Annotated in this window: 14 protein-coding genes and 2 pseudogenes; 9 read left to right on the forward strand and 7 right to left on the reverse strand. The window is 74.2% G+C overall.

Features of this window, described 5'->3' with window-relative positions:
- Window positions 1-96: 96 nt before the first annotated feature.
- From cobN to ABT112_RS24680, 3 genes and pseudogenes are all read left to right on the forward strand, one after another.
- The gene (gene cobN / locus ABT112_RS24670; protein WP_351513022.1) at window positions 97-3,723 is read left to right on the forward strand and encodes a cobaltochelatase subunit CobN; all 3,627 of its coding nucleotides are present in this window, start codon (window positions 97-99) and stop codon (window positions 3,721-3,723) included.
- Between the two features lie 147 nt (window positions 3,724-3,870).
- Entirely contained in the window at window positions 3,871-4,317 is a 447-nt protein-coding gene (locus ABT112_RS24675) for a hypothetical protein (RefSeq protein WP_351513024.1), read from the forward strand.
- A 431-nt stretch (window positions 4,318-4,748) separates the two neighbouring features.
- A pseudogene (locus ABT112_RS24680) lies at window positions 4,749-6,253 on the forward strand (cryptochrome/photolyase family protein).
- A gap of 58 nt (window positions 6,254-6,311) precedes the next feature.
- Here the strand turns inward: ABT112_RS24680 and ABT112_RS24685 are convergent.
- Entirely contained in the window at window positions 6,312-7,154 is an 843-nt protein-coding gene (locus ABT112_RS24685; RefSeq protein WP_351513026.1) for a CDP-alcohol phosphatidyltransferase family protein, read from the reverse strand.
- A 109-nt stretch (window positions 7,155-7,263) separates the two neighbouring features.
- Here ABT112_RS24685 and ABT112_RS24690 point away from each other — a divergent pair, with 109 nt between their 5' ends.
- The 5 genes from ABT112_RS24690 to ABT112_RS24710 all read left to right on the forward strand — a co-directional run bounded on the left by ABT112_RS24690 (window position 7,264) and on the right by ABT112_RS24710 (window position 11,807).
- Complete coding sequence (locus tag ABT112_RS24690; protein ID WP_351513027.1) at window positions 7,264-8,256, forward strand: zinc-dependent alcohol dehydrogenase; 993 nt, start codon at window positions 7,264-7,266, stop codon at window positions 8,254-8,256.
- A 119-nt stretch (window positions 8,257-8,375) separates the two neighbouring features.
- Window positions 8,376-8,774: a 6-pyruvoyl trahydropterin synthase family protein gene (locus ABT112_RS24695; RefSeq protein ID WP_351513029.1), complete on the forward strand. Its 399-nt coding sequence runs from the start codon at window positions 8,376-8,378 to the stop codon at window positions 8,772-8,774.
- 47 nt (window positions 8,775-8,821) lie between these two features.
- Entirely contained in the window at window positions 8,822-9,892 is a 1,071-nt protein-coding gene (locus ABT112_RS24700; RefSeq protein ID WP_351513078.1) for a glycosyltransferase family 4 protein, read from the forward strand.
- On the forward strand, window positions 9,889-10,803 hold the full coding sequence (locus ABT112_RS24705) for a methyltransferase domain-containing protein (protein WP_351513030.1): 915 nt from the start codon (window positions 9,889-9,891) through the stop codon (window positions 10,801-10,803). Before ABT112_RS24700 ends, ABT112_RS24705 begins: the two co-directional genes overlap by 4 nt.
- On the forward strand, window positions 10,803-11,807 hold the full coding sequence (locus ABT112_RS24710; protein WP_351513032.1) for a lysylphosphatidylglycerol synthase transmembrane domain-containing protein: 1,005 nt from the start codon (window positions 10,803-10,805) through the stop codon (window positions 11,805-11,807). The genes ABT112_RS24705 and ABT112_RS24710 overlap by 1 nt, the downstream gene beginning before the upstream one ends.
- A gap of 108 nt (window positions 11,808-11,915) precedes the next feature.
- On the opposite strand, the pseudogene ABT112_RS24715 reads toward ABT112_RS24710, so the two are convergent.
- Together ABT112_RS24715 and ABT112_RS24720 are read right to left on the reverse strand one after the other, a co-directional pair.
- Window positions 11,916-12,728: pseudogene (locus ABT112_RS24715) on the reverse strand (RibD family protein); the annotation flags it as partial.
- Window positions 12,729-12,785: 57 nt separating this feature from the next.
- A complete protein-coding gene (locus ABT112_RS24720) occupies window positions 12,786-13,523 on the reverse strand; it encodes a creatininase family protein (RefSeq protein WP_351513034.1) in 738 nt (245 codons plus the stop codon).
- A 217-nt stretch (window positions 13,524-13,740) separates the two neighbouring features.
- Here ABT112_RS24720 and ribA point away from each other — a divergent pair, with 217 nt between their 5' ends.
- Complete coding sequence (ribA, locus tag ABT112_RS24725) at window positions 13,741-14,394, forward strand: GTP cyclohydrolase II (RefSeq protein ID WP_351513036.1); 654 nt, start codon at window positions 13,741-13,743, stop codon at window positions 14,392-14,394.
- Window positions 14,395-14,472: 78 nt separating this feature from the next.
- Here the strand turns inward: ribA and ABT112_RS24730 are convergent, their stop codons facing one another.
- The 4 genes from ABT112_RS24730 to ABT112_RS24745 form a co-directional block, all read right to left on the reverse strand.
- The gene (locus ABT112_RS24730) at window positions 14,473-15,918 is read right to left on the reverse strand and encodes an FAD-binding oxidoreductase (protein WP_351513038.1); all 1,446 of its coding nucleotides are present in this window, start codon (window positions 15,916-15,918) and stop codon (window positions 14,473-14,475) included.
- Between the two features lie 389 nt (window positions 15,919-16,307).
- Entirely contained in the window at window positions 16,308-17,132 is an 825-nt protein-coding gene (locus ABT112_RS24735; RefSeq protein ID WP_351513040.1) for a cytochrome c biogenesis CcdA family protein, read from the reverse strand.
- Window positions 17,129-17,893: a DsbA family protein gene (locus tag ABT112_RS24740; RefSeq protein ID WP_351513041.1), complete on the reverse strand. Its 765-nt coding sequence runs from the start codon at window positions 17,891-17,893 to the stop codon at window positions 17,129-17,131. Before ABT112_RS24740 ends, ABT112_RS24735 begins: the two co-directional genes overlap by 4 nt.
- Before the next feature lie 102 nt (window positions 17,894-17,995).
- Window positions 17,996-18,499 (reverse strand): hypothetical protein, encoded by a 504-nt coding sequence (locus ABT112_RS24745; RefSeq protein ID WP_351513043.1) that lies wholly within the window; start codon window positions 18,497-18,499, stop codon window positions 17,996-17,998.
- Window positions 18,500-18,705: the final 206 nt, after the last annotated feature.

The raw sequence follows: 18,705 nt of genomic DNA on the forward strand, positions 1-18,705 counted from the left end.
CGCCCGGGGCGCGGACCCCGAGGAAGGCCGCTGCCGCATGCGCACATGCCCCCGCCGCACCCCTGACGCCACCACCGATGCCCTGGGGAGCGCCGCATGATCCTGCTGCTGTCGACGTCCGACACCGACCTGCTCAGCGCCCGCGCGAGTGACGGACCGGTCCCGTACCGGCTCGCCAATCCGGCGCGGCTCGCACTGGACGACCTGCCCGCCCTGCTGGACGGCGTCGACCTCGTCGTCGTCCGGCTGCTCGGCGGCCTGCGGGCCTGGCAGGAGGGGCTCGACACGCTCCTCGCCGGGCCGCGTCCGGTCGTCGTGCTCACCGGCGAACAGGCGCCGGACGCCCAGCTGATGGAGGCGTCCACCGTCCCCATCGGCATCGCCGCCGAGGCCCACGCCTACCTCGCGCACGGCGGGCCCGCCAACCTCGAACAGCTCGCCCGGTTCCTCTCGGACACCGTGCTGCTCACCGGGCACGGCTTCGAGCCGCCCGCCGCCGCCCCCACCTGGGGCCCGCTGGAGCGCACCCCGCGGGCGGACGCCACCGGCCCCGTCGTCGCGGTGCTCTACTACCGGGCGCACCACATGAGCGGCAACACCGCCTTCGTGGAAGCCCTGTCCACCGCCATCGAGGACGCCGGCGGGCGCCCGCTGCCGCTGTACGTGGCCTCGCTGCGCGCCCCCGAGCCGGAGCTGGTCGAGGCCCTCGGCGCGGCCGACGCCGTGATCACCACCGTCCTCGCCGCGGGCGGCACCCGCCCCGCCGACGCCTCCGCCGGCGGTGACGACGAGGCGTGGGACGCCGGCGCGCTCGCCGCCCTCGACGTGCCGATCCTCCAGGCGCTGTGCCTCACCGGACCGCGCACCGCCTGGGAGGAGAACGACGAGGGTCTCTCGCCGCTCGACGCCGCCACCCAGGTCGCCGTCCCCGAGTTCGACGGGCGCCTGATCACCGTGCCGTTCTCCTTCAAGGAGGTGGACGAGGACGGGCTGCCCGCCTATGTGGCCGACCCCGAACGCGCCGCCCGCGTCGCCGGCATCGCCGTGCGCCACGCCCGGCTGCGCCATGTCCCGGCCGCCGGCAAGCGCCTCGCCCTGGTGCTGTCCGCGTACCCCACCAAGCACGCCCGGATCGGCAACGCGGTCGGCCTCGACACCCCCGCCAGCGCCGTCGCCCTGCTGCGCCGGCTGCGCGCCGAGGGCTACGACCTCGGCCCCGAGGACGGCCCGGACGCGCTGCCCGGCCTCGCCTCCGGCGTCGGCGACGACCTCATCTACGCCCTGATCGAGGCCGGCGGGCACGACCAGGACTGGCTCACCGAGGAGCAGCTCACCCGCAACCCGGTCCGCATCCCGGCCGCCGACTACCGGCGCTGGTACGGCCGGTTGCCGCAGGAGCTGCGGGACGCCGTCGAGGAGCACTGGGGCCCGCCGCCCGGCCGCATGTTCGTCGACACCAGCCGCGACCCCGAGGGCGAGATCGTGCTCGCCGCGCTCCGCCGCGGCAATCTGCTCGTCCTCATCCAGCCGCCGCGCGGCTTCGGCGAGAACCCCATCGCGATCTACCACGACCCGGACCTGCCGCCCTCGCACCACTACCTGGCCGCCTACCGCTGGATCGCCGCCGCGCAGGAGGACGGCGGATTCGGCGCCGACGCCATGGTGCACCTCGGCAAGCACGGCAACCTGGAGTGGCTGCCGGGCAAGAACGCCGGCCTCTCCGCGGCCTGCGGGCCGGACGCCGCGCTCGGCGACCTGCCGCTGATCTACCCCTTCCTGGTCAACGACCCGGGCGAGGGCACCCAGGCCAAGCGCCGGGTGCACGCGACGCTGGTCGACCACCTCGTCCCGCCGATGGCCCGCGCCGACAGCTACGGCGACATCGCGCGGCTGGAGCAGCTGCTCGACGAGTACGCGGCCATCTCGTCCATGGACCCGGCGAAGCTGCCCGCCATCCGCGCCCAGATCTGGACCCTGATCCAGGCCGCCCGGCTCGACCACGACCTGGGTCTGGAGGAGCGGCCGGACGACGACGGCTTCGACGACTTCCTGCTGCACGTCGACGGCTGGCTGTGCGAGGTCAAGGACGCCCAGATCCGCGACGGTCTGCACGTCCTCGGCCAGGCCCCCGGCGGCCCGGAGCGGGTCAACCTGGTGCTCGCCATCCTGCGCGCCCGGCAGATCTGGGGCGGCACGTCCGCGCTCCCCGGTCTGCGCGAGGCCCTCGGCCTGGACGAGTCCGCCGCCACCCGCACCGGCGCCGACGACGCGGAGGAGCGCGCCCGCGCCCTCGTCCAGGCCATGGAGGACGCCAGCTGGGACCCGGCGGCCACCGAGAAGGTCTGCCTCGGCCTCCCCGAGGAGCAGCGCGAGGGCGTCGCCGCGATCCTGGACTTCGCCGCCCGCGAGGTCGTGCCGCGGCTGGCGTCCACCACCGACGAGATCGACCACGCGGTGCACGCCCTGGCCGGCGGCTTCGTCCCGGCGGGCCCCTCCGGGTCGCCGCTGCGCGGTCTGGTCAACGTGCTGCCGACCGGCCGCAACTTCTACTCCGTCGACCCCAAGGCCGTCCCCAGCCGGCTGGCCTGGGAGACCGGACAGGCCCTCGCCGACTCGCTGCTGGAGCGCTACCGCACCGACAACGGCGACTGGCCGCGGTCGGTGGGCCTGTCCCTGTGGGGCACCAGCGCGATGCGCACCTCCGGCGACGACGTGGCCGAGGCGCTGGCCCTGCTGGGCATCCGGCCGGTGTGGGACGAGGCGTCCCGCCGCGTCACCGGTCTGGAGCCGGTCCCGCTCGACCAGCTGGGCCGCCCCCGGATCGATGTCACCCTGCGCATCAGCGGCTTCTTCCGGGACGCCTTCCCTCATGTGATCGGGCTGCTGGACGACGCGGTGCGGCTCGCCGCCTCCCTGGAGGAGGGCGACGACGACAACTTCGTCCGCGCGCACACCCGGGCCGACCTCGCCGAGCACGGCGACGAACGCCGGGCCACCACCCGGATCTTCGGCTCCCGGCCGGGGACCTACGGCGCCGGACTGCTCCAGCTCATCGACAGCCGCGACTGGCGCACCGACGCCGACCTGGCCGAGGTGTACACGGTCTGGGGCGGCTTCGCCTACGGCCGGGAGCTCGAAGGCCGCCCGGCGCGCGAGGAGATGGAGACGGCCTACCGGCGGATCGCGGTGGCGGCCAAGAACACCGACACCCGCGAGCACGACATCGCCGACTCCGACGACTACTTCCAGTACCACGGCGGCATGGTCGCCACCGTGCGCGCTCTCAAGGGCACCGCCCCCGAGGCGTACATCGGTGACAGCACCCGGCCGGAGACCGTGCGGACCCGGACCCTGGTGGAGGAGACCTCCCGGGTGTTCCGCGCCCGCGTGGTCAACCCCCGCTGGATCGAGGCGATGCGCCGGCACGGCTACAAGGGCGCCTTCGAACTCGCCGCCACCGTCGACTACCTCTTCGGCTACGACGCCACCACCGGCGTGGTCGCCGACTGGATGTACGACAAGCTCGCGCAGACCTATGTGCTCGACCCGGAGAACCGGGAGTTCCTCCAGGAGGCCAACCCCTGGGCGCTGCACGGCATGGCGGAGCGGCTGCTGGAGGCCGAGAGCCGGGGCATGTGGGCCAAGCCCGACCCGGCCGTGCTCGACGAGCTGCGTCAGGTGTTCCTGGAGACCGAGGGCGACCTCGAGGGCGGCGACGACTGACCGCTCCCCGTCCCTCCTGATCCGCCCCGCCCGGCCCTCCCGCCGGCGCGGGGCGGATCCGTCAGGGATGTGAGTACCCCTCAGGACATGTCCTCCCACAGGTACACTCGGGAGGACATGCAGGCGCTTGAGGGGAGGTCGCCGGGCATGAACGCAGCCGCGTCGAGTGACACCTCCGGGGTGTGGCTCGCCCGTACGGTGTGGAGCCTCCTGGAGGAGAAGTACGGCCGGGGGAACGTGCCGTCCGTCCGGAAGCTCACCCAGTGCATCCGGGAGGCGAACGACGGCGCCACCATCTCGCACGGCCACGTCCACAACATCCTGAACGGTGACGCGACCAACATCACCGACAAGACGCGGGACATGCTGGCCGGCTTCTTCGGGCTGCCGCCCTCCTACTTCGTTCCCGTCACCGCCGCTCCGTGCGACGGGGACGGGCGGCTGGACGAGGCCCTGGCGTACCGTTTCGCGCTGCTGCGGCCCGAGGAGCTCGAAGCCATCGAGCGGGCGCTCCGCATGGTCAAGGAGCGGGCGGCCGACGGAGCCGCTCCCACGGCGGCGGCCGCTCCCCACCCTTCGCACGGCGAGGCCTGACGGACTGGGCCGACCGACCGGTTCCGTCTCTCCGTTCTCCGACTGTCCATCAGCTGTCCAATGAACTTGACGCAGGTGACCGCCTCGCCTAGCGTTACCTCGTCAGCGCACCTCGGACCCCGGAACGGCTCGAAGCCACCGGCCCCCGGGTGCGCCTGCCTTCGGGTGAGCCGACCGAGGAGCCGCGGATCGAACCGCCGGCGCCGCCGCGTCGGGGCGGGCGAGGACCGTACGCCGCCTGCCGCCCGATCAGGAATGTCGGTTCCCCGAACGCACGGGGGTTGTTCGGGGAACCGCTGCCTCTTTCCGCGCCCGCGCGTCATCGCGGAAGCCTCCGTCCGGCTTGCGTCCGGTCCGCTCCGCGTCTCCACTCCGCGAACCGCCCGCGCCATTCCCGGGGGCTGACCACCCGTCAGGACATAATGCGCCGGATGGCCCGTCACACCGCCCGGAGCGCCCCCTTCCACTGGATCTTCGGAGACCAGCTCGGCCCGCACTTCGCCCCGCCGGGCACCACCCTCGTCATGATCGAGTCCCGCGCCGTGCTGCGCCGCCGCCGTTTCCACCGGGCCAAGGCCCATCTGCTGCTCTCCGCCATGCGCCACCGCGCCGCCGAACTCGGCGACGCCGTGCGCTACATCCGGGCCGACACCTACCGGGAAGGGCTGCGCCGGGCCGTGGGCGACGCCCGGGTGACCGTCCATCACCCCACCTCGCACGCAGCCCTCGCCCTGGTGAACTCCCTGGATCAGGCCGACGTCCTGCCGCCGCGCGGCTTCCTCGTCCCCCGGGAGGAATTCGCCCGGTGGGCGGAGGGCACGCGCGGCCCGGGACTGCGGCTGGAGGACTTCTACCGCACGGTGCGCCGCGGCCGCGATCTGCTGATGGACGGGGACCGGCCCGCCGGCGGCCGGTGGAACCTCGACACCGACAACCGGGAGCCCCCGCCCCGCGGCGCCTCCGCCCTGCCGGTGCCCCGCCCGTACCGTCCGCGCGAGGACGCCGTCGACGACGAGGTCCGCGCCGACCTCGACCGGTGGGAGCGGGCCGGCGAGGTCTCCTTCGTCGGCCGGGACGGCCCGCGGATCTTCCCCGCCGACCGCGCCGAGGCCCGCCGGGCCCTGCGCGCCTTCGTCGAACGGCGTCTGCCCACCTTCGGCCGGTGGGAGGACGCCATGCTCGCCGACGACTGGGCCATGAGCCACAGCCTGCTCTCCGCCCCGCTCAACCTCGGGCTGCTCACCCCCGACGAGTGCCTGGCCGCCGCCGAGCGCGCCTACCGCTCCGGGGCCGCACCGCTCAACGCGGTCGAAGGCTTCGTCCGGCAGATCGCCGGCTGGCGCGAATACGTCTGGCAGGTGTACTGGCACTTCGGCCGCGGTACCGGGAGCGCAACGCGCTGCGCCACCACCGGCCGCTGCCCGGCTGGTTCACCGAGCTCGACGCGGACGCCGTCACCGCGCGCTGCCTGGCCGGTGTCCTCGCCGAGGTCCGCGACCGCGGCTGGGTGCATCACATCCCCCGGCTGATGGTGCTCGGCAACTGGGCGCTGCAGCGCGGCTGGCACCCGGACCGGGTCACCGACTGGTTCCACCGCAGCTTCGTCGACGGCTACGACTGGGTGATGGTGCCGAACGTCATCGGGATGTCCCAGTACGCCGACGGCGGCCGGATGACCACCAAGCCCTATGTCTGCGGCGGGCCCTACATCAACCGGATGAGCGACTTCTGCGGGCCCTGCGCCTACCGGCCCGGCGAGCGCACCGGGCCCACCGGCTGCCCCTACTCCGCGGGGTACTGGTGGTTCCTCGACCGGCACCGCACGGAACTGGCCGGCAACGCCCGGATGCGGCAGCCGTTGCGCGGACTGGACCGGCTCGCCGACCTGCCCGAGGTGGTCCGCCGGGAGCGCGCCCGCGGGGACCAGCCGCCGTGACGTCTGCGAAGCCCCGTGGCCGGAGCGCTCCTCAGGGTGCGCGGGGGACGAACGGCCGTCAGGCCGCCTGCCGGACCGTCGCTTCGGGGGCCGTGACCTCGGGTGCAGTGACCTCAGGTGCTGCGACCGTAGGTGCTGCGACCTCGGGAGCCGTCGTGCCGGAGGCAGCCGCTGCGGCGGTGGCCGGGATCTCCCGGCCCCGGTACAGCCCGGCGATGTCCCGCCCGAAGGACCAGACCAGCAGCGCGAGCGCCGTCAGGACCACGGCGAACGCCGCGGCCTGCGGCAGGACATCGGCCGCCGCCACCACCAGGGCGATCCCCTGCGAGGCGGCCACCGCCTTGCGGGCGGTGCTCGGCGGCAGCGCCCCGTTCAGCCAGGGCAGCACCCGGGCCGCGGCGACGAACGCGTACCGCATGGCGCCGATCAGCAGCACCCACGGCCCCAGCGCCGTCGCGACCTGCACGCTGAGCACCAGGATCAAAAACGCGTCGACCTCCATGTCGAAGCGCGCGCCGAGCGGGGTCGCCGTCCCGGTGCGCCGGGCGACCTGCCCGTCCACCCCGTCGAGGATCAGCGCCACCGTCGCCAGGGCGACCAGCACCGCCACCGACGGCTCCCGTACGAAGGAGTCCGCGACCAGCGCGGTCACACCCCCCACCAGGATCGCGCGGGCCAGCGTGACGCCGTTGGCCGGTCCGAACGACCGGGTCCACGACCGGCGCAGGGCACGGGTGAGCACCACCCAGGTGGACATCGCGAAGACCGCCCCGGTGAGCCAGCCCGCCGGACCCAGTCCGACCGCTGTCCAGAGCAGCCCCAGCAGGACCAGCTGCGCGCCCATTCCCGTGGTGGTCTCCCGGTGGAACACCTGGGTGCCGTAGCCCTCGTAGACGGCCATGGGCCTCCTCCCGTTGTGTGACAAGCTGCGTGAGGGCCGCGTATCGTGACCGCGCCCTCGTCACGACGTACGTACGTGAGCCAGCGCCCGACTGTTCAGGAGGATGTCGATGCAGCGCACAGCACGCGCCTTCTGGCTCCGGTCTCCCGGCCACGGCGAGATCCGGCCGGCCCCCCTCAACGGGCCCGCCGCCGGCGAGGTCCTGGTGCGGACGCGGTACTCCGGGGTGAGCCGCGGCACCGAGACCCTGGTCTTCCGCGGCGGGGTACCCGAGAGCCAGCACGCCACGATGCGCGCCCCCTTCCAGGACGGCGACTTCCCCGGGCCGGTCAAGTACGGCTACCTCAACGTCGGCCGCGTCGAGGAGGGGCCGCCCGAACTGCTCGGCCGTACGGTCTTCTCCCTCTACCCGCACCAGACCCGCTTCGTCGTCCCGGCGAGCGCCGTGACCCCGGTGCCGGACACCGTACCCGCGCACCGGGCCGTGCTGGCGGGAACGGTCGAGACCGCGGTGAACGCCCTGTGGGACGCCGCCCCGATGATCGGCGACCGGATCGCCGTGGTGGGCGCGGGCATGGTCGGCTGCAGCGTCGCCGCCCTCCTGAACCGGTACCCCGGCGTCCGGGTCCAGCTCGTCGACGCCGACCCGGAGAAGGCCGGCATCGCCGAGGCCCTCGGCGTGGACTTCGCCCTCCCGGAGAAGGCCGCGGACGGCCTCGACCTCGTGGTGCACGCCAGCGCCACCGAGGCCGGCCTCGCCCGCTCCCTCGAACTCCTCGACCCGGACGGCACGGTCCTGGAGATGAGCTGGTACGGCGACCGCCGGATCAGTCTGCCGCTCGGCGAGGCCTTCCACTCGCGCCGCCTGGTCGTGCGCAGCAGCCAGGTCGGGGCGGTGTCCCCGGCGCGGCGCTCCCGCCGCACCTACGCCGACCGGCTCGCGCTCTCCCTCGACCTGCTCGCCGACCCGGCGTTCGACGCGCTGATCACCGGGGAGTGCGCCTTCGACGAGCTGCCGGCGGTCATGCCGCGGCTCGCCTCCGGCGACCTCCCGGCGCTGTGCCACCGCGTGCGGTACGACGACGCGGAGAATCCGGTCTGAGCAGGAGCGCGGCCCGGTCCGTACTCATCAGCACACGCACCGACCCGGGCCCGGACCACGGACCCGGGTGAGCCACCCGTGCCCCGCCCAGGGGCACAAGAATCCCGGAGGGGCATCCGTTGTTCAGCGTCACCGTCCGCGACCACTTCATGGTCGCCCACAGCTTCCGCGGTGAGGTCTTCGGCCCGGCACAGCGCCTGCACGGAGCGACCTTCATCGTGGACGCCTCGTTCCGCCGCGCCGAACTCGACGCCGACAACATCGTGGTCGACATGGGGCTGGCCGGCCAGGAACTCGCCGCCGTGCTCGGTGACCTCAACTATCGCAACCTCGACGACGAACCCGACTTCACCGGGATCAACACCTCCACCGAGGCCCTGGCCAAGGTCGTCGCCGACCGGCTGGCCGACCGCGTCCACGCCGGCGCGCTCGGCGAAGGAGCCCGCGGGCTCGACGGCATCACGGTCACCCTGCACGAGTCGCACGTCGCCTGGGCGAGTTACGAGCGCCCGCTGTGAACGGCGCCGGCCCCGCGGCGGACGACGCGCGCACGGTGCACGTCGTCATGCCCGGGGGCGTCGACGACCCGGCCGCCCCGAGCGGCGGAAACACCTACGACCGCCGGATCTGCCAGGAGCTGCCCGCGGCCGGCTGGCAGGTCCGCGAGCACACCGTCCCGGGAGCCTGGCCGCAGGCCGGAACGGCCGCGCGCCGGGACCTGGCGCGGCTGCTCGCGGAGCTGGCGGACGGCACCGTCGTCCTCCTCGACGGTCTCGTGGCCTGCGGCGTCCCCGACATCGTCGGCCCCGAGGCCGGGCGGCTGCGGCTGGCGGTCCTGGTGCACCTGCCGCTCGGCGACGAGACCGGGCTCGCCCCCGCCCTGGCCGCGGACCTCGACGCCCGGGAGCGCGGCACCCTGCGCGCCGTCCCGGCGGTCGTGGCCACCAGCACCTGGGCCGGCCGCCGGCTGGTGGCCCACCACGGGCTCGACGCCGCCCGGGTCCATGTCGCCGCCCCCGGCGTCGACCTCGCACCCGAGGCGCCCGGCACCGACGGCGGCACCCGGCTGCTCTGCGTCGCCGCGGTCACGCCGCGCAAGGGGCAGCACCGGCTCGCCGAGGCCCTGGCGGCCGTCGCCGACCTGCCCTGGACCTGCGACTGCGTCGGCAGCCTCCAGCAGCACCTCGCGCACGTCGCCCGGCTGCGCGAACTCGTCGAGGAACACGGCCTGCAGGAGCGGCTGCGGCTTGTCGGGCCGCGCTCCGGCGCGGCACTGGACGCCTGCTACGCCGCCGCCGACCTGCTGGTTCTGCCGTCCTACGCCGAGACCTACGGCATGGTCGTGACCGAGGCCCTGGCCCGCGGCACCCCCGTGCTGGCGACCGCCGTGGACGGCCTCCCGGAGGCCGTCGGCCGGGCGCCCGACGGCACCGTGCCCGGCATCCTCGTGCCGCCGGGCGACCGGGCCGCGCTCACCGCGGCGCTCCGCCGCTGGCTGGAGGAGCCCGGTCTGCGCCGCCGGCTGCGCGATGCCGCCCGGCAGCGACGCAGCACGTTGGAAGGGTGGGACAGCACCGCGAAGCGTCTCGCCGGAGTGCTGGAACAGCTTCGACAGGAGCCCCGGAGGGCCGCATGAGCACCACCGACACCACGACACCCCACACCCCGCAGGACGCGGCCGGCGCCGCCCCGCACACCGCGGACGGACTCGACGACGACACCACGCGCTACGCCCCGGAGTGGCTGCAGCTGCGGGAGCCCGCGGACGCCGCCGCCCGCGCCGAAGCACTCCTCGGCCCGCTGCGGGACCACCTGGCGTCCGGCCGGCGGGACGCGGAGGACGGGGCGCAGGTCGTCCGCGACCTCGGCTGCGGCACCGGTTCCATGGGCCGCTGGCTCGCCCCGCGCCTGCCCGGTGCGCAGCACTGGATCCTGCACGACCACGACCCCGAACTGCTCGCCCGGGCTGCCGCGTCGGCCCCGTCCGGGGCGGCCGACGGCAGCCCCGTCACCGTGGCCACCGCGTGCGGTCCGATCGCCGGCCTGACGGCGGAGGCCCTGGCGGGCACCGCGCTCGTCACCGCCTCCGCGCTGCTCGACGTGCTCACCCCCGAGGAACTGCACCGGCTCGTCGCCGCCTGCACCGGCGCCGGGTGCCCGGCCCTGCTGGCGCTCTCCGTCGTCGGCCGGGTGGAGATCACCCCCGCCGACCCGCTGGACGCGGAGATCGCCGACGCGTTCAACGCCCACCAGCGGCGCGAGGAGTTGCTGGGGTCGGACGCCGTCGCCGCCGCCACCGACGCCTTCGAAGCGGCGGGCGCGACGGTACGGGTCGCCACCAGTGCGTGGCGGCTGGGCCCCGACGCGTCCGCGCTCGCGGCGGAGTGGCTCCGCGGCTGGGTCGCCGCCGCCTGCGAACAGCGCCCGGAGCTCACCGACCGCGCGGAGGAGTATCTGCGGCGCCGCCTGGCGGCGTGCGCGGCGGGGGAGTTGCGGGTGGTGGTGCACCACAGCGACCTGCTCGCCCTGCCCCCGGCGGCCGCGTGATGTCGCGTACCGCACGGGAACGGCTCCGCACCCTCGCCGGCGTGGCCATCCTCGCGGTGCTGCTGTGGCGGCTGGGCACCGGCGCGTTCCTCGACGGACTGCGCAGGATCGACGGCCCGGCCCTGCTGGCCTCCGTCGCCCTCGGCGTGCTCACCACCGTCTGCAGCGCCTGGCGCTGGTGCCTGGTCGCCCGGGGGCTGGACCTGCGGCTGCCGCTGGGCCGGGCGGTCGCCGACTACTACCGGGCGCTGTTCCTGAACGCGGCACTGCCCGGCGGTGTCCTCGGCGACGTCCACCGTGCCGTCCAGCACGGGCAGCACGCCGGCGACCTCGGAAGGGGGGTGCGCGCGGTGGTCCTCGAACGGGCCGCGGGCCAGGTGGCGCTGATCGCCGTCGGGGCCGCCGTGGTGCTGGCCCCGCTGTCCCCGGCGTCCGCCGCCGTCCGGCACGCACTGACCACCCCCGGCGCCGTCGTCACCTTCGCCGTGCTGGCCGCGGCCGGCGCCGCCGCCGTCCTGTGGCTGCGCGGCCGGCCCGGCACCTCCCGCCGGAGCCGGGCCGTCCGCGCCGTGCTGGCCGAGGCGCGCCGGGCGCTGCTCGCCCGCGACCTCTGGCCCGGCGTGGTGGTCTCCTCGCTGGCGGTCCTCGCGGGACACCTCGGCATGTTCGTCCTCGCCGCCCGCGTGGCCGGGTCGCAGGCGTCCGTCGCGGCCCTGCTGCCCCTGGCGGTGCTGGCACTGCTCGCCATGGCCCTGCCGCTGAACGTCGGCGGCTGGGGGCCACGGGAGGGCGTCACCGCCTGGGCGTTCGGGGTCGCCGGACTAGGCGCGGCTCAGGGGCTGACCGTCTCCGTGGTGTACGGCGTGCTGGCCTTCGCCGCGAGCCTGCCCGGCGTCGGCGTGCTCGCCGGCCCGTTCGTCACCCGGCTGCGGCGGGAGCGCCCGCAGATCGAGTTCGAAGAGCGTGTCCTCGCCGAGAGCGGCGCGGCGCACCGGCGGGCGTAGCGCATCGCGCATCACCGGTGTGCCGGGGAAGCGGAGCCCCGGTATGCCGTCCCCCAGCAGCACCGGAGCCACGGTCACATAGAGGCGGTCCAGGGCGCGCTCGTCCAGGAAGCGGGAGACGGTGACGCCGCCGCCCTCGACGAGCACCCGGCCGAGACCGCGCCGGGCGAGGGCCTCGACCAGGCGGCGGGGAGCGAACGCGGCGCGGTCCGGCAGGGTCAGCACCTCGACCCCGTCCGGCACGGCGCGCTCCCGCTCGCGGCCGGCACCGACCACCCACAGGGTCGGTGCGGCCCCGTCGGTGAACACCCGGCGCCGCAGCGGCACCCGGCCGTCCGGGTCGAGCACCACCCGCACCGGGCTCACCCCGGTACAGGCCCGCACGGTGAGCTGCGGATCGTCCGCCACCGCCGTCCCGGCGCCGACGAGCACCGCGTCGGCCAGCGCCCGCAGCCGGTGCAGATGGCAGCGGTCCTCCTCGCCGGTGACGTAGTCGGCGTCGCCGGTGCGGGTGGCGATGAACCCGTCGAGGCTCTGCCCGAGCTGGGCGAAGGCGAGCCGCGGGCCGCCCAGGCACAGCGGCAGATACCGGTCGGCCAGCAGCGCCGCCTCCGGCGAGGCGTCCTGCTCCCAGCGCAGACCGCCGTTCCCGTCCGGGACCAGCCCGGCGGCCCCGGCGTCCGCCGCGGAGCGGATTCCGCGGATCCGGTCCCAGGCGCTCCCGGCGTCGAGCGGGGCGCCGCCGCGCTGCTCGGCGGGGCCGGTCATCGGGTCACCTGCCGGGAACGGACCAGCCGGGGGACGACGGCGGAGTCGGTCGATCGGGTCATGGGCGCCTTTCGTCACGAGAGGGGTCCGCGGTACGGCCGCGGTGTCTCTCCCCTCTGTCGGGGCATGTCCGTCGGGGCATGCGGAACGCATCCTGTCACCGGCCGCCCGCGGGGCTCGCCGAAAGGGACAGGACGGGGTGAATGTCTGCTATGCGGTGAGAAGCGTGAGGTACTCGTCGAAGGAATCGACGAGACCGGCCAGCAACTCCTTTCCCTTCTCCGCGGACGCCAGGGAAGGACGGCCGATCACTCCGGACTCCGTATAGGGCGCCATACCGAGACTGAGCAGATGCCGGCGGTCGTCCGCAAGACAGTCCGCCGTTTCATAGCCGGTTCCGACCAGTTCCGGATGCGCGTGCAGCAGGATGGACGTCTCCAGTTCTCCCGCGTGCATATCACTGTGCGAGGACGTCTGTACACCGGCCCGGTTCCGCGCGGCATCCCAGTCCGCGGGTCCCGGGAAAAGTGCCATGCGGGTGCCACTGCCGGCAGATTCCTGAACCACGTTACGGAGTACGTAATTCCCGCCGTGAGCGTTCAACAGAATCAAGGATCCGATGCCGGACCGCCGCAGCGAGGCCGCGATGTCTCCCACGACGGCGTGCAGGGTGGCGGCCGAGATGCTCACCGTCCCCGGCCAGTCCGCGTGCTCGTGGGAGCAGGAGACGGTCACCGGAGGCAGGTGCAACACCGGGTACGCTGCGGCGATCTCCCGTGCGATGGTGCAGGCGATGACCGTGTCGGTCGCCAGCGGGAGGAAGGCGCCGTGCTGCTCGAAGCTGCCGACGGGCAGGATCGCGACGGCCGGCCGCCGCTCCCGGACCTCCTCGGTGGTGCTCCGCGGCAGCAGGCCGGAGGGCCTGTCGTGCGTTCCCGAACCGCTCATGTCTTTCCGGCCTTTCGTTCTTTGCGCTGCGGGTGCCGCCACCGGGCGGCCAGAATGAACGGGCGCAACCGGCCTTTCCGAACGCGTCCGCAGGAGTACCCTACGCGGACCTGCCGGAACGTCGGCCGAACTGGATGGCGGGGGTGCTTCGTTGGCGTTCTTATGGCATTGTTCGCCTACACAGCTGAGCGATTACCGGCAGAGGTAGGATCCCGCCATGACAGTTAGTGATGTCGTGTTCGACGGCAGTACTCGGCCGCAAGGCGCCGAGCGCGTGGTAAATGTCCGACTGCCTACCGTGCACGGCGATTTTCTCGCTATAGGCTATCTGGACCGAGCGAGCGGGGAAGAACAAGTCGCGCTCGTATACGGCGATGTGGAGGGAGGGGAGGGGGTTCTCACCCGGGTGCATTCGGAGTGCCTCACCGGCGACGGCTTCGGGTCCACGCATTGCGAGTGCGGCGACCAGCTCACCGCGGCGCTGCGCGCCATCGCGTCCGAGGGGCGCGGCATCCTCGTCTACCTCCGCGGCCACGAGGGGCGGGGCATCGGCCTGTTGGCCAAGCTCCAGGCGATGAAGCTGCAGAGCGAGGGCCTGGACACCGTCGAGGCCAATCTCGCCCTCGGGCTCCCGGTCGACGCCCGCGACTACCGGGTGGCCGCGGAGATGCTGCACGACCTCGATGTGCGGTCCGTGCGGCTGCTGTCGAACAACCCGCTGAAGCGCGAGGCGCTGCTGCGCCACGGCGTCAAGATCGCCGAGCAGGTGCCGCTGCTGATGCCGCCCTCCGAGGAGAACATCCGCTATCTGCGGGCCAAGCGGGAGCGCCTGGAGCACTATCTGCCGCACCTGGACGGCGTGGCCGAGTGACCCTGCGGCCTACGAGGCTCCGCCGGCCGGTGCACGGCCTGCCCCGGACCGGCCGGTCCGGGGCGCCGCCGCGCGCGGTCAGCCCGTGATGCTCTGCCGGAACCGGAAGAGATCCCCGGGGTCGTAGGCGCGCTTCACCTCGGTGAGCCGGGGGTAGTTCCCGCCGTAGTAGGCCCGCTTCCAGTCGCGCAGCGCCGGATCGATGAAGTTCTGGTAGGCGTACCCGTTGTCGTACGGCTCCAGCGCGTGGTTCAGGGCGTTCAGCCAGTCGAGGTTCGCACGGACCAGGGACGGTGGGTCCTGCTCCGCCCAGGTCGTCTCGGTGGCGAGCAGGAAGCGGGCCGAGCGGTGCCAGAACGCGGTCTCCCGGGGACCGGTGTCGCCGATGGCCCCGCCCCAGGCGAACAGCGCCATGCCCGCCCCGTCCGGGTTCGAACTGCCGGGCCAGACGTCGACGGCGTCGACGAACGCCTCGACGCCCCGGTCGGGCAGCGGGCGGTCGAGGTACCGGGAGCCCACGGCGTACCGGCCGCTGGGGACGCTGTGGTAGAAGAAGTCCTTCGCCTGCCAGAAGGTCCGGTTCTCGATCAGCACCCGCTGCGGCCGCGCGGCACGCAGCACCGGGTCGAGCAGCTCCCGGAGTTCGTCCGCGGGGCCGAAGTACTGCCCGAGCGCGGACAGGGTCCGCCGGGACCGGATCTCCTTCCGGGTCCGGCCGGCGGCCCCGCCGCCGATCCGGCAGGAGAAGGCGTTCGGCGCCTCCATGACCAGGGCCTGGACCGCCGCGAACGCCGCCGGCACGTCCTCCCAGTCCCAGTCGAGCTGATACACCGACACCCGGTCGACCGGGGTCGTACGGAAGGTGAACCCGGTGTTGATGCCGAAGTTCCCGCCGCCCCCGCCCCGGCACGCCCAGAACAGATCGGAGTGCCGGACCGCGTCGCTCTCCAGCAGATTGCCCGCGGCCGTCACCACCGTGGTCCGGAGCAGACTGTCGCAGGTCAGGCCCAGCATCCGGGAACTGAAGCCGAAGCCGCCGCCCAGCGTCAGCCCGCTGATCCCCACTGTGGGGCACCGCCCCGCCGAAACGGCCGCGCCGAACGGCTGCAGGGCGTTGTAGAGATCGGTGTTCCGGGCTCCCGCACCGACGGTGACGGTGCCCTCCCGCCGGTCCACCCGGACCCGGTCGAGCTGGCCCAGATCCACCAGCAGCCCGGTGGTGGCGGAGTAGCCGCCGTAGCTGTGGCCCCCGGAGCGGGCGGCCAGGTGCACCCCGGTCCGCGCCGCCCAGAGGATGGCCGTCCGGACACCGCGGGCGGTGTGGCAGACCGCCACGCCCGCCGGCCGCTTCGCGTCGTACCGCAGGTTCTGCGGGTGTCCCCACGTGTTGTAGCCGTCGTCCTCCGGCCGGATGAGCGTCCCCTCCAGCGACCGGTTCAACTCCTCCCACGCGGAGTCGGGAACGGTCCCGCGCGGAGCGGCCTGCACCAGCCCGCCGAACCCGGCGAACGGGGAACCCGCCACGCCCGTCACCGCCGTGGCGGTGACCGCACTGCCCTGGAGTACCCGTCGTCGGCTGACCGGCCGCATTCGCCCACCCACTTCACAGCGTGACCATCGATGCGGGAGCAGTCTCCCGGCTCCCGCCCGCCGCGACCGGCGAGCCACGGCCTGCCGGCCGGACATCACCCGATCGACGAACGGCCGTCTCCTGAGCGGCGGACGGCCGCACTGATCATCGGCCCGGAAACCGGACCCAAGCGGATGCGGGCCACCGAGGAGCCGGGCCCCGACGACCTGGGCTCCAAGGAACCGGGCCCCACACGGAGCTGGTCCCCACGGAGTCGGGCCGCCCGTACGCGCACCGGCGCAACGAGCGGCCCGAGTCCCCTCGGCCCGTCGGCAGGCCCGGGTTACTGCTCCCTGCGGCTCCGCAGCCCCCGGACCAGCAGCACCACCAGCACCGCGGCCACGATCCCGGCCAGCAGCAGACCGTCCGGGACGGCCGTCCCGACCTGCTGCGCCCACCGCTCGGCCTCGTAGGAGTCGTCCACGCCGAGCAGCCCGGGCAGTGCGGACGTGCCGTCGTACACCAGGAAGACCGTGCCCAGCAGGATGAAGAAGGCCCCCGACAACAGGGACGTGGTGTGCAGTTCCAGCCGCCCGACGCGCAGCGGCCGGCCCCGCAGCCAGCGGCGACGGCCCAGGTCGAAACGCTCCCAGAGCAGCGCCAGCAGGAACAGCGGCATCGCCATGCCGAGCGCGTACACCGCCAGCAGCGCACCGCCGTAGGCCGGAGAGCCGTGCACCGCCGCGACGGTCAGCACACTGCCGAGGATGGGCCCCGCGCAGAAGCCCGCCAGCCCGTAGACCGCGCCGAGCGCGTAGACGGACAGCGCGGTCGTCGGCCGGATCCGCCCGGACGCGGCCTGCAGCCGCCGGGACACGAAGCCCAGCCCCAGGATCTGGGCGGCGCCCAGGGCGATGATCAGCCAGCCGCCCGCGGTGACCAGCTGGTCCCGGTGCCCGTAGAAGAGCCGCCCGGCCAGCGAACCCGCGGCACCCAGCGGGACCAGCGTCGTCGCCAGCCCCAGGTAGAAGATGCCGGTCCGGGCCAGCAGCCGCGACGCCGAGTCGATCGAGTAGGCGAAGAACGCGGGCAGCAGCAGGGCGCTGCACGGGCTCAGCAGCGCCAGCAGCCCGCCGAGGAACGCCGCGAGGTAGCCGATGTCGGTCACTTCCCGGCCGCCTTCCGGCCGGCCGCCTCCCGCGCCGCGTCGATCGCCTGGGCGAACGCCTCCGGCGGCTGGGCCCCGGCGATGGGACGCCCGTTGACCAGGAACGACGGTGTGCTGGAGGCGCCGAGCCGGTAGCCCTCCTGCTGGTCGCGGCGCACGGCCTTCCGCGCCGCCGCGCTGTCGAGGTCGTTCCGGAACCGCTTCAGGTCGTCCACGCCCGCCTCGCGGGCCAGCGCGTCGAGCCGGTCCGCGCCGAAGCCCTTGGCCTTGGAGTCCTCATCCGCGTAGGCCGCCTTGTGGAACTCCCAGAACCTGCCCTGCCGGCCGGCTGCCCAGGAGGCGCGCGCGGCCCGCTCGGAGGCCTTGCCGAAGATGGGCAGATTGCGCCACTCGATGCGGAGCACACCGCGGTCGACGTACTTCTTCACCAGGCCGGGTTCGGTGTCGCGGGCGAACTTCCCGCAGAACGAGCAGCCGAAGTCCGCGTACTCGATCATGACCACGGGAGCGTCCGCGCGGCCCTGCGCCAGCTTGTCGCCGGGGTCGCGGCGGGCCAGTTTCGTCAGTTGGGCATAGGTGTCCGCCTCGGAACCGGAGGCTCCCGCGTCGGACGCTGCGTCGCCGGCCCCTCCGGAGCCGTCCGACGAGCCGGTGGCGAACTGGGACAGAAAGCCGAGCAGCAGCGCGGCGAACGCGACACCGATACCGATGACGATGCCGCGCCGGGAGGTCTTGCGACCGGATGGGGTGGCCGGAGCCATGAGGATCTCCTCAGGGTGCAGGACGGAGCACGCGAGCGCTGAGCGCCGCGCGCACCGGGGAAAGTACGGGGGACGAAGGCACGGGCGGAGGCCCGGCGTCGTCTACACCCGCAGCACCGAGAGTTCGACCGGGGTGGGCGCGGTGAGCGCCGCGGCAGTCACGGCCGGCCGGGTGTGCACCACGCTCAGCACGGTCCGGCAGTCGGGCCGGGGCCGTTCCGCCAGCAGCGACACATGGTCCTGCGAAGGCCCGCTGCGGGGCGGCACGGCGGGCTGGGAGCCGGTGTCCCGGTCCCGTTCCTGACAGCCCGGTGCGCCGGAGCCGTCGAGTCCGGTGGCGTCGTCGACGCGGGTGGAGCCGTCGGCATCGGTGCGGAACGGGGCCGTTGCCGGGCCCGTAGTGGCCGGGTCCGCGGCGGCCGGAGCTGTGCCGACCGGGGCTGCGTCGACCGGGGCTGCGTCGACCGGGGCTGTACCGACCGGGGCTGCGGCGGCCTGTTGGGGGCCGGCCGGTACCCACGGCTTGCACAGCAGCACCCCGGTCAGCGCCAGGAGCACACCCACGACGACGGCGGTCGCGCGCCGTCGTGCCGGGGTGGTGCTCATGAGCCGTCCTCGTCCAGGGGGAATTGCTCCGGAATGCTACCGACTCCCGCCCGGCGGGGGCACGAGCGGGTCCCCGGCAACGCTCCGGTCCCGCCCCGGACGCCGCTCCTGCCCGGCGCGATGAAGCGGCGCACCGCGTCCGGGGGCGGTCGCCATCCCCGGCCCCAAGTTGCCCGTGGCGCGGAGCGCCGGCGACTCCGCGCCAC

The organism is Streptomyces sp. NPDC002055 (assembly GCF_040296705.1).
In the GTDB taxonomy this organism is placed as follows: Bacteria; Actinomycetota; Actinomycetes; order Streptomycetales; family Streptomycetaceae; genus Streptomyces.

Coding starts and splice junctions, on each gene's coding strand:
- ABT112_RS24740 (WP_351513041.1), bottom strand. CDS start 17,893: ATGGCTCCGGCCACCCCATCCGGTCGCAAGACCTCCCGGCGCGGCATC.
- ABT112_RS24690 (WP_351513027.1), top strand. CDS start 7,264: ATGCAGCGCACAGCACGCGCCTTCTGGCTCCGGTCTCCCGGCCACGGC.
- ABT112_RS24675 (WP_351513024.1), top strand. CDS start 3,871: ATGAACGCAGCCGCGTCGAGTGACACCTCCGGGGTGTGGCTCGCCCGT.
- ribA (WP_351513036.1), top strand. CDS start 13,741: ATGACAGTTAGTGATGTCGTGTTCGACGGCAGTACTCGGCCGCAAGGC.
- ABT112_RS24745 (WP_351513043.1), bottom strand. CDS start 18,499: ATGAGCACCACCCCGGCACGACGGCGCGCGACCGCCGTCGTCGTGGGT.
- ABT112_RS24700 (WP_351513078.1), top strand. CDS start 8,822: ATGCCCGGGGGCGTCGACGACCCGGCCGCCCCGAGCGGCGGAAACACC.
- ABT112_RS24705 (WP_351513030.1), top strand. CDS start 9,889: ATGAGCACCACCGACACCACGACACCCCACACCCCGCAGGACGCGGCC.
- cobN (WP_351513022.1), top strand. CDS start 97: ATGATCCTGCTGCTGTCGACGTCCGACACCGACCTGCTCAGCGCCCGC.
- ABT112_RS24685 (WP_351513026.1), bottom strand. CDS start 7,154: ATGGCCGTCTACGAGGGCTACGGCACCCAGGTGTTCCACCGGGAGACC.
- ABT112_RS24720 (WP_351513034.1), bottom strand. CDS start 13,523: ATGAGCGGTTCGGGAACGCACGACAGGCCCTCCGGCCTGCTGCCGCGG.
- ABT112_RS24710 (WP_351513032.1), top strand. CDS start 10,803: ATGTCGCGTACCGCACGGGAACGGCTCCGCACCCTCGCCGGCGTGGCC.